13 protein-coding genes and 1 tRNA gene are annotated in these 13585 nt (G+C 49.5%); 3 read left to right on the forward strand and 11 right to left on the reverse strand.

Features of this window, described 5'->3' with window-relative positions:
- Nucleotides 1-20: 20 nt before the first annotated feature.
- The 8 genes from NTE_RS05150 to NTE_RS05185 all read right to left on the reverse strand — a co-directional run bounded on the left by NTE_RS05150 (nucleotide 21) and on the right by NTE_RS05185 (nucleotide 8390).
- The gene (locus tag NTE_RS05150) at nucleotides 21-695 is read right to left on the reverse strand and encodes a hypothetical protein (protein ID WP_148700042.1); all 675 of its coding nucleotides are present in this window, start codon (nucleotides 693-695) and stop codon (nucleotides 21-23) included.
- Nucleotides 696-4232, reverse strand: a complete 3537-nt coding sequence (locus tag NTE_RS05155; protein ID WP_148700043.1) for a hypothetical protein — start codon at nucleotides 4230-4232, stop codon at nucleotides 696-698.
- A 73-nt stretch (nucleotides 4233-4305) separates the two neighbouring features.
- On the reverse strand, nucleotides 4306-4800 hold the full coding sequence (locus tag NTE_RS05160; RefSeq protein WP_148700044.1) for a ParB/RepB/Spo0J family partition protein: 495 nt from the start codon (nucleotides 4798-4800) through the stop codon (nucleotides 4306-4308).
- Between the two features lie 358 nt (nucleotides 4801-5158).
- On the reverse strand, nucleotides 5159-5821 hold the full coding sequence (locus tag NTE_RS05165; protein ID WP_148700045.1) for a hypothetical protein: 663 nt from the start codon (nucleotides 5819-5821) through the stop codon (nucleotides 5159-5161).
- Nucleotides 5822-5848: 27 nt separating this feature from the next.
- Entirely contained in the window at nucleotides 5849-6622 is a 774-nt protein-coding gene (locus NTE_RS05170; RefSeq protein ID WP_158385140.1) for a hypothetical protein, read from the reverse strand.
- 236 nt (nucleotides 6623-6858) lie between these two features.
- The gene (locus tag NTE_RS05175) at nucleotides 6859-7041 is read right to left on the reverse strand and encodes a hypothetical protein (protein ID WP_148700047.1); all 183 of its coding nucleotides are present in this window, start codon (nucleotides 7039-7041) and stop codon (nucleotides 6859-6861) included.
- Entirely contained in the window at nucleotides 7038-7976 is a 939-nt protein-coding gene (locus NTE_RS05180; protein WP_148700048.1) for a tyrosine-type recombinase/integrase, read from the reverse strand. Before NTE_RS05180 ends, NTE_RS05175 begins: the two co-directional genes overlap by 4 nt.
- 78 nt (nucleotides 7977-8054) lie before the next feature.
- Nucleotides 8055-8390: a hypothetical protein gene (locus NTE_RS05185; RefSeq protein WP_148700049.1), complete on the reverse strand. Its 336-nt coding sequence runs from the start codon at nucleotides 8388-8390 to the stop codon at nucleotides 8055-8057.
- A 374-nt stretch (nucleotides 8391-8764) separates the two neighbouring features.
- Between NTE_RS05185 and NTE_RS05190 the strand changes: the two genes are divergently transcribed.
- Nucleotides 8765-9937, forward strand: a complete 1173-nt coding sequence (locus tag NTE_RS05190; protein WP_148700050.1) for a ParB/RepB/Spo0J family partition protein — start codon at nucleotides 8765-8767, stop codon at nucleotides 9935-9937.
- Here the strand turns inward: NTE_RS05190 and NTE_RS05195 are convergent.
- Nucleotides 9934-11337, reverse strand: a complete 1404-nt coding sequence (locus NTE_RS05195) for a hypothetical protein (RefSeq protein WP_148700051.1) — start codon at nucleotides 11335-11337, stop codon at nucleotides 9934-9936. The genes NTE_RS05190 and NTE_RS05195 overlap by 4 nt on opposite strands.
- A gap of 99 nt (nucleotides 11338-11436) precedes the next feature.
- A tRNA-Lys gene (locus NTE_RS05200) sits at nucleotides 11437-11529 on the reverse strand.
- A 94-nt stretch (nucleotides 11530-11623) separates the two neighbouring features.
- Here NTE_RS05200 and NTE_RS05205 point away from each other — a divergent pair.
- Nucleotides 11624-12589, forward strand: coding sequence for a radical SAM protein (locus NTE_RS05205; protein ID WP_148700052.1), 966 nt, complete (start codon nucleotides 11624-11626; stop codon nucleotides 12587-12589).
- Here NTE_RS05205 and NTE_RS05210 read toward each other — a convergent pair.
- Complete coding sequence (locus NTE_RS05210; RefSeq protein ID WP_226987192.1) at nucleotides 12586-13221, reverse strand: cyclase family protein; 636 nt, start codon at nucleotides 13219-13221, stop codon at nucleotides 12586-12588. The genes NTE_RS05205 and NTE_RS05210 overlap by 4 nt on opposite strands.
- 103 nt (nucleotides 13222-13324) lie before the next feature.
- On the opposite strand from NTE_RS05210, the gene NTE_RS05215 reads away from it, so the two are divergent.
- The gene (locus NTE_RS05215; RefSeq protein ID WP_148700053.1) at nucleotides 13325-13576 is read left to right on the forward strand and encodes an Lrp/AsnC ligand binding domain-containing protein; all 252 of its coding nucleotides are present in this window, start codon (nucleotides 13325-13327) and stop codon (nucleotides 13574-13576) included.
- The last annotated feature ends 9 nt before the right edge of the window (nucleotides 13577-13585 follow it).

A 13585-nucleotide genomic window follows, 5' to 3' on the forward strand; every position in this document is an offset into this window, starting at 1 on the left:
ATCGTCTCTAGCCCGCGCTTTTAGTAAAACCACCGGCCGATTAGATCATCGCTCTTTTTACTCTTTTTTCCGCTGCTCCGGCGTGCAGTGAAATCGAAATTGATGAGATAACCTGCAGCCGGGTTGCTACTGAAAAGATGATCACTATGTGCAGGTTCATCAGAGCGCCACACACTTTCGTACGAGACATCGGACTCAAAGCGCCTGCCGGTCGGTCGGCCTTGCCAGTCAAGTCGAAAAGCAGGAGGGCTAAAGGCCGCAGCGTAATTTGCAATATTTTGCTGTACATAATAATCATCGACACTCTGAGTTTCAGCATCCTGATAACTGTGCCTTGCCCTTCTTCCTTTTCTTGATCTCCTGCCGCCTCTGCCTCTTCCTCCACCTCCGCCGCGGCCGGCATAATAATCGCCGGCCTCTTGAAGCTCTTCTCTGATAGTGCTAGCTACCTCGACTGCGGCCTCTTTTGCGCGTTCGACTCGTTCAGATGGCTGATAAGTCGCGGCCTTTTGAATTGCTCCTCGTACGCGCTCGCCGGCTATGCGAACGCGCTCTCCTGCTTCATCTAGTTTTTCACGGGTCAGACTGCCTTTGATTTTATCGACCGGTATGTGTGGAAAGCGCTCTTTGAACATCTTGCTTCGTCGTTTTTCATCGCCTTCGCGTTCTCTTCTGATAAATTCATCCTTGTCCACCTATCGCCGCCTCCTACTCCTGCTTTTCTTGCTACCGGGCAGAAATTCTCTTAGATAATCTCCATAATCGTCCATTCTATAGCCGGGCAGCCGCTTTGCTTGTTTCGTACCGAACACCGCGACGAGTGGGTCTGGTACTGCAAATAGCCTCTCAAAGTAATTGCTTTGCTCTCTTCTTGACGCCCTCGCATACTTGCCTGTTGTCTCAGGCAAAAAGAACGGGGGAAAGTCAGGCGGCCGCCTCTCAGGTGGTACTCGAGGCAGGCCGTGAAAGTCAAAGCGAGTAGCAAGCTGTTGTTGAAGCTTGAAAAGTTCCGCCGGCGTCTGCACTGGTATTTGCGTCTGTTGAGAGCGGATGAGACTGCCAGTATCGCGACTTTCACCAAAATTTGTGATTTGCTTCAAAAATCGCTGGCTATTCTCTACCGGTGTCTGCAACTGCTGCAAACCCCGCTTTTCGATCGCCGTCTCGCGTATATTTTTGCGAAGTGCTCTATCGAGGTCGCTTTCCCCTTCAAGTTTCAAGTTGCCAAGCAGTTGTTGAGTTGCGATCTGCTTTTCAGTGCCCTTTGAGTTTTGCATCTTCGCTAGCGCATTAATCATATTTTCAGATGCTTTACGCGCTTGTTCTACTGCTTGACCGGGCTTGTTGTCTACAAATTTTGCAAGGTTCATCTGAACGCGATTAGTGAAAATCTCACCCATGGAGGGCGGGCCCCGGCCTGAAGAAGAAGGCGCTGGAAAAGCGACCACCTGCGCGAGATCTGTGATTGTCTCTTGCTGCTGCGGACCTGTTTCAGCAGCGGCGGCAGCATAGCCAAAACCGCCAGCTGCACTAGACGCTGCCAAAGCAGCAGCGGCTGACGCTCCTAGCGCATTACTTAGCGATTTTTCAGCCGCTTTGCTTGCTTCTTCTTGCAAGCTCGCGTCGAAGGTGAAAGCATCAGCACGTTCTAGCGGGGTCAGAGACGTTTTGCCGATCTTCGTTACCTCCGCGGCCGGTGTAAAGTCGAATGGCCTCATAGTTTTATTTGCGCTCGTACCTGGAAGGTCCTTTAGCGCTTCTTCTGCTCCTCGTACTTGCGACGCACGCTTTGCAAGTGCACTAGCAGCCGCTTTCACCTCTTTGAGGTCGAAAGTGACCCGGCTCCATAACGGAACATCGCTTGATACCGGGATCAACGGGCTTGCTCGCACTGTGCGCTGTGGCAGCTGCTCTGCAAGATCAAGGCCAAACTCGCCAAGCTTGGGTGTTTTGCCCGTGATAGAGACCGCCGCTTTTTGAAGTGAAATGTCTGCTGCTTCAGTTGCTACTCTCGCGTCCGTACCCAGAATCTTGCCAGCGACAGCGCCGGTAAAGCCTCTACCATAATAGTCCTTAATGTCCTTCGCGGCCAGCTCTCCAGGTTGCAAAGTACGCGGAGCAGGCGGACCTTGCCCGACTTTGGGCTGTTCAAATCCACGCAAAGCGATCTTCTGCTCTTCTGAAAGTGGAGCAGTAGCTATTCTAACCTCTCCAGCGCGAGGCAATATTCTTCCAATTGTAGGCGCTGTTACATCAGCACCGGCCCTTATCGCAAAGGCCTCTGGCATTGTTGGCACCTTCAGCTGAACCTTGCCCGCAGCTAGGGTTGCAGCCTCGCCTGTTATTTCCATCTTCGGATAGATGACGCGTCCCGACTCCCAGAGTGGCCGCCAAAACGTGCCAAATGGGCCTCTTGTGAGAGGAGTTTCTGCTTTTCCTAGCGCTTGTACGGTAGTTTCTTGGTATCCTACTCGTTTTGCAGCCATCGCGGCTATTTCCTCAGCTTTGCTAACAGTAGTGCCAACTTGTGCAACTCTCGCGCCTTTTGTCACAAGGCCGGGACCTATGAAGCTCAGAGCTTCAAGGGCAAGATTGCCCGCAGCGTACGGGATGTTCTTTATGATGTTCTCGCCGATTTTTTGAAGATCTGCAGCCTTTACGTCTGTTTTTCCTGTCGTTGCAAGCTGATAGGCGCTTTGAATAGCCAAGCTACTAAGATCTGTACCGACTCCCGACTTTAGCTCCGGCGGTTTAGGGATGTTTCTAGAAATTTCGTTTCCTTCTAGGTCGAGTGTACGGCGTGGTATCTGACGAGGCGCGAGTAATGCGGCCACGCCCTGCGCGCCATACGCCAAGTTCGCCACTAGATTTTCTGCCTCCACCTTAGTTCCCTTGGCCGCATCGATTACCGGCCCAAAAAAGCCGGGCGTCGGTGCCGGAGCATCTTTTACGAGCGGTTCTTTGCCTTCTGCACTGTGCGGCCTGTACTGACCGACAATCTGCATAGAGCCATAAAATCCCGCAGCATTGCGCATTTCCAGAGCAAACGGGTTCGTGGGTCTCATTCCTGCGCGCTGAGCAGTATATGCAGCCGACCAGTCGGCATTTTGCACTTGGTTCGCCCATCGCTCGTTCGCGGCCTGTTGCTGCGCGTAAGAATGAAAAGGATCCACCGGCTGGCCTGTCGCGGGGTCGATGTAATATCTCTGAAAATTGCGCGCATTGTGTCCGGCAAACTTCTCTCTTGCCTCTTGTACAGTGAGCGTCCCGAATGTTTTTAGTTCATTTGGTGGATTCCGGCCAGATTTAACCACGTCGTAGGCCCAGCGCTGATAATCACCCTGATCCTGTTGTATTGGTATGCCGGATTCGTACTTGCCTCCGGGTTTTACCATGGCTAGCGCCTGCTCATTGATTTTATCAGCGGTCAAAGTGACGGGTTTTCCGGTTGCGAGAGCTTGCTCCTGTGCGGCCCTGTTCGCAGCCTGAAAGCCTCCGTAAAGTAAAGTCTGCATTGCTCCAACCGGCAGCGTCAGACTTTCACTGTAACCGTAAAAGCGCTTTGTTTCTGCCTCTGTAGGCTGATAAACCGCGTACTGCTGCCCGTCTTTCTCTTCAAGTTTGACAATGCCCTTTGCGTCAAAGCCAATATCGCTTTGAGCGCCAATTGTGACGTTTTTCACCTTGCCGGATTCATCATATTCAAAACGGGCATTTTTGAAAGGATCAAAGCCCATCGGTCCCGGTGAAGTGCGCGAGTACGGTCCTATGTATTCGGGTGGATGCTGGACAGTTATCGTCGTCTGTTGTGCCATCCGTCTTTGTTCGGCTGCAACCTGCGATTGTTCAATCTGTTGACGGTAGTAATCAACCATTCCCGGCTTCGATCCTTGTGACCTGTTTTGCGCCGCTCCTGCTGCGGCTTGTCGTGCGGCCTGCTCCTGTTCTTGTCTGACCTGTAATTCGTTTCCGACATCGATTATAGTCTTACTTGCACGGCTACCACCAGAACCACCGCCACCTGCGCCCCTGTCTATGCGCCCTATGGGCGATGGTGTAGAGCCGGTAGGAGGAGAAGCCGGTGCTCCTGTCGGAGAATAACCAAAAGAGACGTTGCCTGACGCGTCCCTGCTTGAGGTGATCTGTTGCTGCTGGCCTGTCTGTATCGCTTGCTGTTGCGCTGCAAGGTTTGCTTGCTGAAAGGCTGCATAACGTTCAGCTAGGGTTGACATACTTCACTTGTCATAAGTGGACGTACGATATAGACTTGATGCCAGACATTAATCTGCGGGAATGAATCCCGCATCAAAAACTGAATATGACCTTTGGGCGGGTTAGCAGCTGCTTCTTTTCCATGCTGAGACCTTGCTTCTCTGCGTGGTTTAGCACTTCTTCAGGGATGTCGCGTACGAGTTGCAGGTATTCGCGCTGGCGCTTGGCTGAAAGGCCGACCTGTTTTGAGATGGAGAGAAAGTCCTTTTGAGGACGAGTCGTCCTCGAATTGTCAGACTCCGCATTATTAATTATGTGGAGATTCTGAATAGCCGTATTGACATCATAGCCGTGGGCAGCGTACAGCTCTTTCAGCCCGTGCGCCGTCTCTCTGTCAGTCAGGTCCTTCCTTTGCAGGTTCTCGATTATGGCCCATGCAAGCACCTGCCTGTCATCCGCGTTCGCCTTGACTATTGCTGGCACGTCTTTTAGTCCTGCAACACAACTAGCGCGGAACCTGCGCCCTCCTGCGATGACTTCGTACTTGCGCCTGCTTGCATTGATTATTCTTACTAAAATATAAAATATCTATTCTTATAATAAGGGGCAAAAAACTGTGCTCAAAGATGCGCATTTTCTTAATTTTCTCTAAAGTCGATGTATTTGGACGGTTGAAAATCTTGCAAGTCTACCCGCAGCCCTTTTACAGATTATTTATCGTCTAGCCAGCTAACGAGCAAGTCCTATGACGTTTACAAGAGAGCTCATCAATCGCTATTGATACACACGAGAATTTCCCACACAAGTCTTGGACGGGCGTTTATAGAAGGCCGAGGGTACCCCCGAGGGTACCCTCTAGACGTACATGCCCTGTACAACCAGTCTCTTTGCCATTGAGTAATCGTAGAAAAAATAATGCATAAAAAAGAAGAGGAATCTAGTCTTTTCAAACTAGGGACTTGGCTATCTTCTCCAGCTCATCTGAAGGCATGTATGCTTCTAGCAGGTACTTTTGGTTCCCATCATAGAATACTATGATAGACGTAAGACCAAAACTTCCAGTCTGCACCGTCGTGCCATTTTCGTAGGTCAGGAAGCCTTTTCCACAATCTTGGCATTGTTCTCTCACCGCAGCGACATTTCCATTGATTTCAGTTATTCGAGTCTTTAGGTCTGGATTGACGCCTTGGAAGCTAGCTTCGATCTCGGCTTTTCTATCTGGTATATCCGGCTCAGCATGTTTGGTAGCTACGAGGACAGCGCCACTTTCTATCAGGCCATTCCTATTTAGTTGAGATTTCTCAAGCGGTCTGCCACCTCCGTAGAACATGAGCACTACATCCGGACTACCATCTCCGCATACGAACTTGTATTCTGCTGGAAGGTATGTCGGCTCCTTAACCTGTATCTTTCCTTCGGTCTTGGCTAATGCTTCTTCTCTTGTCTGACAGAATTGCTCTGCGCTGACTGTCTGAAAGTCGCTGCCTACTGCTTTGGAACCTGTACCATTTGGCTGCAAAGCCAAATTGTTGCTTGCGTAAATTGCACCTATAGCTACAACACATGCTATGAGCGCAGCCATTACGATTGTTGTTGTTTTCTTTTGCATTTTTTCTCTCTCACCATTCTTATTACTCTAAGGAAGGATGGGCTTGGCGCTTGTGAATTGGCGTGCATCAAGATCACAAGCCGTGCCAGACCCCGGAGGCGAAACATTCCAATTATTCCTGTCAGTTACGAGGTTGGTAACAAATGGAGAATCGTCCCAGCAGTATTCTGAAGCAGACGAAGAACTCCAGTTGGCTGCTCCACCACCTGTAGCAGGATAGTACTGTAGCCCTGCATACTCTGTACCAGACAGGAATGTATTGCTGCCACTATTGGAAATTGACCAGACCTCTCCTAGACCACTATCAAAGCTACTGATGCATCTATTTTCAGAGTATGATGTTCCGAGTGTTATGCTCCAATTTCGGCAATTGTTTATCGAATCAAATGTGCCCCTAAGCGTAAGTGCTGAAAATGCGCTTCCGCCTTCTTCTCCGGCAAAGCCTAGACCCGTAGTACCGTGAAATACATCGTAGTAGTATGATGCCATGCTGTTGTGTATATTGTTGCTGTTATCTTTGTAGTGCAGCCAGCCTGCTCCAACAACGCCATTTCCGAAGCTGTCCCACGTTAGGATAAACTCGCCAGTAAAAGCTTTGGCCCAAGATACATTGGCTTGGTCAGTCAGTGTGGATGTCGCCTTTGCTACAGTTCCTTTGTTTCCCCACGTTAGTACACCATGCATTTGCCTATCTGACCTCTTGTTTGGATTTGTAGTGGCAAATGCAGATTGCATCTGAACTGCCAATAGCATTATAGCTATTAGCACGAACAAAGTTATCAATTTATAGTTCAGAGACATAGTAGTACCCTATTAAGGGATATTATACATAAGTTTTATGTAAGACAGTTACTATAGAGAGCTTTTGGCGATAACTTGGTCAAGAGTGTTTGACATTGCAGATTGAGATCTCGCGATTCCTGCATAGTACTGCTTGAAAATGAAGTTATCCCACTGTCGCTCCCTTCCATTTCATGATATATTCTCTCTGAAAGAAATGTGGCCTCCACGCAAGGCCAAGATGACCAGCAACAGCGTTAACTGTCGGGCGCAAAGTCCCAGTTACAGTGCGGGCACTTGATCATCTTCTTCGGCTTCTCTGCCTGTCTTAGAACAGGAGGTCCAAACAAGGAATTGATGTCAAGTTCGTACAGATGTGAAGGTGCGTCCAGTGCCTCTTTCACTTTAGCAAAGTATTCCATCACTGTCTCTTCCTTCATTGTATATCAAGCACTCCACCATATTCGACGTATGCCATCAACAGCTTCTGTATTGGAGGCCTGCGATACCGACCCTGAACACCTGAAAAGTGACCCATAAGTGCCTCCTTCAATCCGTGAGGCATGTGCGTACTTTCCAGCGTTGAGGAGAAGTACTTTCTAAAAGAATGACAAGGCGCTATGTCGTACCGTCTCTTGCTTATCTTCTCCCTTGCAATACCTGCCTTCTTGATCAGCCTGACTATTGCGCTTTCAATCGCTTTTTTGGTGATGTGCTCTCCTGTTTCATTGCCGGGAAAGATATAATCTTCATCAGAGAGCTCCCTGCCTATCTCTTCCTTCAAAGACTGCAGCCAAGCCCGTACTGCTGCAAGGCAATTCTTTGAAGCGAACGCGTCATACTCTGTATTAGTCCCCGCGTAGATCTTGATGTACAATAAATCAAACTTCAGAACAGGTCGGAGATGCTTGTACTTCAGCTCGCAAAGCGCCTCAACCCTCATTCCGGTGGTTGCAAGGAGGAGGATTGTTGCCCTGAGCTTTAGATCTGCATGTTTCAAAAGGAGGGCAATCTCTGCTTTTGTGTATGCGCGGTCGAGTCCTACGCTGTCAGGATTCTTTGAAACAATCTGGCTCTTTATGTAGTCCCAATCAAGGCGGGCGCGCTGGCTGACATAGAACTTTTGCAAGCCGGCCCTGATGACGTTCTTATAGGAGGGAGAAAGCCCGTCATCTTCTAGTTTTTGAAAATAGGCAATAATAGAATCTTCAATGACTTTTGGCTCTCCTTGCAGGAGATCCGCCCAGCTGTCAACATTCCGATATTCGATAAAACCTTCGACTGCACCTGTATAATTGCGCCAAGTATCTTCTGTCTTGCAAAGACGCTCCAGCAACTGAGCGACAGAGACGCTTTCAGCAAGGGCCTGAGCCATCCGTGGTCAAAGCTGCGAAAGACTAGGATATAGAGATGATGCCACTTATGACAAGTGACGGCACCTATAGACATAGAACTAAGTTCCGGAAGGGTTTTGGGCTTTAGATCTAATCAGGAAATATAAAACTGAACCCATGCTTATTGCAACGAGCAGCCACGCCACGTTAGTCGCTCCTGCCGTTGCAGGCGTGGCAAAAGTTGCAGTTCCGACAAAAAATGAAGCGATGAACAGCCCAACAAATGATGTCAGCATGGGGTTGTGCGTGCGTAGGAAAATTATCATTAGAATGATTCCCCATGCTATCATTACAAAGAAACCACCGAAGATAACCTCCAGTGGATATGTGAAGAAGTTAAACAAGCCGCCGAATGTCGAGGGGTCACAGGTGGCTAGTTCCAAGCATGATGCCATGATTAGGCCACCTCGTCAGGCGCGCGCCTGCTTGCACTCATTATAGCGAATAAGACTACTACTCCCACCAGCGCGACCGGGATGTAAAAATAAATGTTGTATAGGTTATCCCGAATCTGCAAACACTGAGAGGAGCAGTGGGTCCATAGGGAGGGGTTCTCCTTGAGAGAATACATGACAGGTGTCAGAGTGAACGATGCGACGCCAATAGCCAGAAGGGCCAGAATCGTTTTAACGATTATGATAACTGCCATACGAGATTCCCTGTCGCCCCTAATTCATGACAAGTCAGTACTATGATATAGAGATGATGGCACTTATGACAAGTAGACTCAAATATTATATACAGCGCCCCGCTTATCTCGTTCGAGTTGATGCAAGCAGAAGAACGGCATCAAAGTCAGCTGTTGTACGTCTATGTAGATTCTATCCAGCCGCCTTCTTTCGAGCTTCGCAGTGATATCGAGCAGGCTAACGACCCTGCTTTTCAAGAACTTTGCAATTCTGTACGAGAAACAGGAGTAATCGAGCCCCTCATCGTAAAACCTGTTGAAAATGGCAGATTTGAACTCATTGCCGGCGGCAGAAGGCTCAGGGCGGCTATGCTTGCCGGCCTGAAGGAGGTCCCGGTTATCGTCAAGCCTGCCCTAAGCGACATTGACGCCAAGGTCCTTGCAATTGCAGAGAACTTGCACCGCAAAGACCTTAGTCCAATCGAAAAAAGCCGGGCCCTGATTGCTCTATACGAATCGGCTGGCTATTCTGCAGAGTTATCTTTGAAATATCTCATGAGGCTAGATGAAGATCATTATCGCGGCGAGGCGAAAAGGGCAGATGCGATAGTTGTACCGGAGCACTTTAAAGAAATCGAAAAAAAGTTGGGTCTGGCTGCTAACCGGCAATGGCAACTACTCAAGTTTGCAGTACTTGACGACGACGTATTGAATTATGCCAAACAAAAGGGCTTGAATGGAAACAAAATACTGATGCTCACGGCAAAGGGCATAGTCGAAAAGGGTTCTGACGCGCACAAGCGCATCATCGATCACATTTGCAATCTGAGGGAGTATGAAGCACGCGAATACATACATAGATGCCTTATCTCAACAGGCCGGCCTAAAAAACAAGAAGAATCGAATCCACAACCTTTCGAGCAACAAAGCGCTCCAAGTGCAGAGAAGCAGAAGGAAGAAGAAGAGGAAGTTGTAAACACGTCACGTTCTGAGCGGCGGTATGCAAGACTTGCTCACTGCGACAACGACGACAAGGATTCAAGCAGGCCAGCAAGTGAGCTTGCATATCTTAGTGTGTATGATTTGTGCCTGCCGGCAGAGTTCTTGTCGCTGCTTAAGCGGCGCGCTACCATCGCAGGCAAGTTCGACTTGGGACAATATCTGACGTACGTTCTATTGTATAAATTACAACGCAGTAATGGAAGCAGAAGACTCTCACTTCCACCTGCCGAAAGGGCGTGGTTCATGTCAAAAAACAAGGGCTGTGCGACCGTCAGGACAGAAAAAGAGAAAATGAGAGAAGGGGAAAGCTAGTCTACCTTCTTGTCTTTTTCACCCGTTGTTGTCGATTGACAAGGTGTTAGCAGCGGGAACTTGCCAATGAGCAGGTCGCGACCTTTGACAGGTGCAACATATTCAGCCCACATCTGCAAGAATGTGGCGACGGCCTCTTGCTTGCTGTTTGTCAATGCTACTTCAAGCTGCGCCACCCTTTCTTTCAGGTTGTTTTCTTCGGCCATTTGCTCTTCAAGCGCCTTTTTAGTCAGAGCGTATCCACACTTCTGGCATTGCCTGAACTCCAGCGCATTTACAGTCTCGCACCGTGGACATACGCGATTTAGGGGAGCAGGTTCGGCTTCTTGAGTAATTATGCCGTCGTGTGCAAGAATTGTTTTCTCCACCTCTTCACTCAACGTCATTGCCATGTACCGGCCTGCCTGCTTGCTATCCGGAACCCATCTGACCTTCTGAGTCAGAGCGTAAGAAGGCAAGTACGTAGCGTCATGACGTATTGCGGAATGACGGAAACAGTAAGGATTCCACCTTTTCGTTTTCAAGAGAAGTTCAAGCTTTTGAGCTTCTTTTTCATCCTTGATTTTGCCTGATGCAAGCATGGCCTTGATGCTCTTTCTCAAGTTGTTCGTGATTTTCCACAGATAGTCAGGGTCAAGAGGATCTCCGAGCGTTTCTCCACCCTTCATATTGCAAAGGAGTGGAGCGTTAGGGTCGTCCTTGAACGGATGCTCATTCTTCCATGCAAGCAGGTATGGGAAAGACATTCTCAAAAGGACCGGCCCTCCTCCAGTCTTGGTATTGCTTGGAATCTCTGCGCGTGCATAGTTGTCAAAGTATTGAACGTGTTTGTTCATCATTTTACAAAGTTCGTGGTTTCTGCCGTCCATATCCCATAGCATGGCAATTGCCGCCTTGTTGCGTACTAGAGGTTCGTATGGTAGAATTGCCAGTACTTCTTCTCTCTTCCAAGTCTCGCTTATGGCATAGGTGCTTTTGCGCTTTGTACGCATTTTCTTTATTTTGCAGAAGTCTGGAGTTTTCCAGTCTTCAATTGGGACTTCATCGGGCCCCTTGCCGGGAATCCTGACGTTATGAAGCCAGCGGAAGAAGTGCTTTAACCTGTTGAGGTAGTCGTTGTACGTCGTTTTCCACGCTTCCTCGTCAGGTGATCCCCTGTATTGCTTCAAGAAATTCAGAATATCCTCCTTATCCTTGATTGCAAGAAGCGTCTTGCTCTTGCTCGTCTTGGACAGCCAAGCAGTAAAGTACGTGACCGCCTTTAGGTTGTTTTTTCGGTAACTCTCTGAGGTGAGATTATGGTCCATGAAGGCATCAAAATCATGGATCAGCTTTGCATTAGTCCGATTTCGTACCTGCTCGTCAATCTTGGCTTGGACTGTTTTGAGAGTCACCGGCATCGGGTGGGTCTACCTCCGCGAGTGCTTCTTACACTATTATGGATTCGCTGCTTCCTCCCTACCTTCGGCAACTGGCTAACAGTAGAACCAGACAAAAAGCGGGCCCGTCGGGATTCGAACCCGAGACAACCGGATTTCTTTCTTACGTGAAAGTTAAAAGTCCGGTACTCTACCTGGCTGAGCTACGGGCCCACACCCGCACGTAACGCTTGCGCTGGGCTTAATTTAATGGTATTTCAACAAAAACACCATCACCTTTAATTGTGGCGCTCTTTATACACTCATAATGGTAGATATAATCTACGGCAGGGGCTTTACCGACCTTGCCCGCGAGATGCCCTTTTACATCAGCATTTTCAAAAAGATCATCGCTTATCGCCTTTTCAAGAGCAAGCAGCCCATGTACGGCTCTGTAGACGTCAACAATATCTGCAACCTGCACTGCACGCACTGCTACTGGTGGCTCAACCGCAAGGAAGGCGAAGACCTCACCGCGGAGGACTGGCGCAAGATAATCAAGGAAAAGATAAACAAGAACCACCTCTTTGTCGTGACACTGGTGGGAGGCGAGCCTACCATGCGCCCAGACGTCATCCAGACTTTTTGCGAGGAAATGCCCCGGCGAGTTTGCGTCGTGACAAACGCCACTTTTCCGCTAAAGCGCTTTGACAACCTCTACTTCTACTGGGTCTCGATGGACGGCACGGAAAAGATCCACGACATGATTCGCGGCAAGGGCTCGTACGCCAAGACAAAACAGAACATCCTCGACTATATCGCCGGGCCGGACAGGCAGGGCAAGGCCGCATGGAGGGACATCTGGATAACCATGACGATAAACTCGCAGAACTATATGACCGTTGAAGACCTGACAGAGGAGTGGCGTGGAAAGGTAAACAAGATAGGGTTCCAGTTCCACACGCCCTTTGCGAAGGGCGACCCGCTGTTTATGCCCTTTGGGGAAAAGCGCAGCGAAGTGGTGGACAAGATAATTGCGCTAAAGAAAAAGTATCCTGACTTTGTGATAAACTCTCCAAAGCAGATCTCCCTCATGAAGGGCAACTGGGGCGGCATTGGGACCACTCCTGTAGACTGCCCGTCGTGGGCAATCATGTCGTTTGACCACATGGGGCGCATAAAGATGCCCTGCTGCATAGGAAGCGCGGATCCAAAGGCGCAAAAGCCGCTCTGCGAAGAGTGCGGCCTAGGCTGCTATTCCATACTCGTGGCGCAGGGCATAGTCGGCAACTAGAGAAGCGCAAGCGCCCTCACGGGCGAGCCTGACGCGCCAGCCAGCTTTAGCGGCGCAACTACCAGCGTGAACCTCTTTTGCTTTATCTTGTCAAGGTTGCAGAGGTTCTCGACGGCAAGCACACCTGACGGCAAGAGGATGTTGTGCGCCGTGAATTTTACGTCAAAGCCGGCGTCAATGCTTGGGCCATCTATTGCCACGGCGTTAACCTGTTTGTCTACAAGATAGGCTGCAGCCTTGCCCGACAAGCCCGGGTTTTTCGTCATGTAATGGCTGTTTTTGTATTGTCGCTCCCAGCCTGTGGCAAACACAACCGTGTCGCCCTGCCTGACCTCTTCTGAAATGTCGCTTACCTCGATGAGCTGGTCTGCCTTTTTTGGCACCTTGACAAGTACTGCCTGCGTGACAAGCCTCGACGCAGAAATATCGTCAATTGCCTGTTTGCCCGGCGCAAAGTGGGACGGCGCGTCCATGTGTGTGCCTGTGTGGGTGCTCATGTGCATCACCTCAGAGTCATAGCCGTGCACGTCAAATCTGGACCAGCCGACAAATGTCGGCTGGAGCGAGCCGGGAAATACCTTGATTGCCGGCGACACGCTCATAGTGAGGTCGATAACTTTTTTCATCATCATTATGCCATTTCCTCGCAAGCCCCGGTTAATAAGCAGCAAAAAGAATCTCTCTCTCATGTGCGTCTCGCGGTTTGTTTAATAACTTGAGTCACGAAAAGGAGACATGCCAACAGCATATGTCCTTATCAACTGCGACCTTGGTTCTGAAGAAGACATCATCCGGGACCTGAAAAAGCTGCCGGAAGCAGTAGAGGTGAGCGGCGTGTATGGCGTGTACGACATTATCGCCAAGATACGCTCTGACACTATGGACAAGCTGCGAGAGACCATCACCTGGCATGTACGCAAGATAGACAAGGTGCGCTCTACACTGACCATGATAGTGATAGAGGGTCAGGGAGAGAAGAAAAAGTAACTTTCTCTC

This window comes from Candidatus Nitrososphaera evergladensis SR1, from assembly GCF_000730285.1.
GTDB lineage: Archaea > Thermoproteota > Nitrososphaeria > Nitrososphaerales > Nitrososphaeraceae > Nitrososphaera > Nitrososphaera evergladensis.

What these genes read in the sequence shown, in the direction of transcription:
- NTE_RS05205 (WP_148700052.1), top strand. Translation starts at nt 11,624, where the DNA reads ATGGTAGATATAATCTACGGCAGGGGCTTTACCGACCTTGCCCGCGAG.
- NTE_RS05165 (WP_148700045.1), bottom strand. Translation starts at nt 5,821, where the DNA reads ATGCAAAAGAAAACAACAACAATCGTAATGGCTGCGCTCATAGCATGT.
- NTE_RS05210 (WP_226987192.1), bottom strand. Translation starts at nt 13,221, where the DNA reads ATGATGATGAAAAAAGTTATCGACCTCACTATGAGCGTGTCGCCGGCA.
- NTE_RS05215 (WP_148700053.1), top strand. Translation starts at nt 13,325, where the DNA reads ATGCCAACAGCATATGTCCTTATCAACTGCGACCTTGGTTCTGAAGAA.
- NTE_RS05180 (WP_148700048.1), bottom strand. Translation starts at nt 7,976, where the DNA reads ATGGCTCAGGCCCTTGCTGAAAGCGTCTCTGTCGCTCAGTTGCTGGAG.
- NTE_RS05195 (WP_148700051.1), bottom strand. Translation starts at nt 11,337, where the DNA reads ATGCCGGTGACTCTCAAAACAGTCCAAGCCAAGATTGACGAGCAGGTA.
- NTE_RS05175 (WP_148700047.1), bottom strand. Translation starts at nt 7,041, where the DNA reads ATGAAGGAAGAGACAGTGATGGAATACTTTGCTAAAGTGAAAGAGGCA.
- NTE_RS05185 (WP_148700049.1), bottom strand. Translation starts at nt 8,390, where the DNA reads ATGGCATCATGCTTGGAACTAGCCACCTGTGACCCCTCGACATTCGGC.
- NTE_RS05170 (WP_158385140.1), bottom strand. Translation starts at nt 6,622, where the DNA reads ATGTCTCTGAACTATAAATTGATAACTTTGTTCGTGCTAATAGCTATA.
- NTE_RS05190 (WP_148700050.1), top strand. Translation starts at nt 8,765, where the DNA reads ATGCAAGCAGAAGAACGGCATCAAAGTCAGCTGTTGTACGTCTATGTA.
- NTE_RS05155 (WP_148700043.1), bottom strand. Translation starts at nt 4,232, where the DNA reads ATGTCAACCCTAGCTGAACGTTATGCAGCCTTTCAGCAAGCAAACCTT.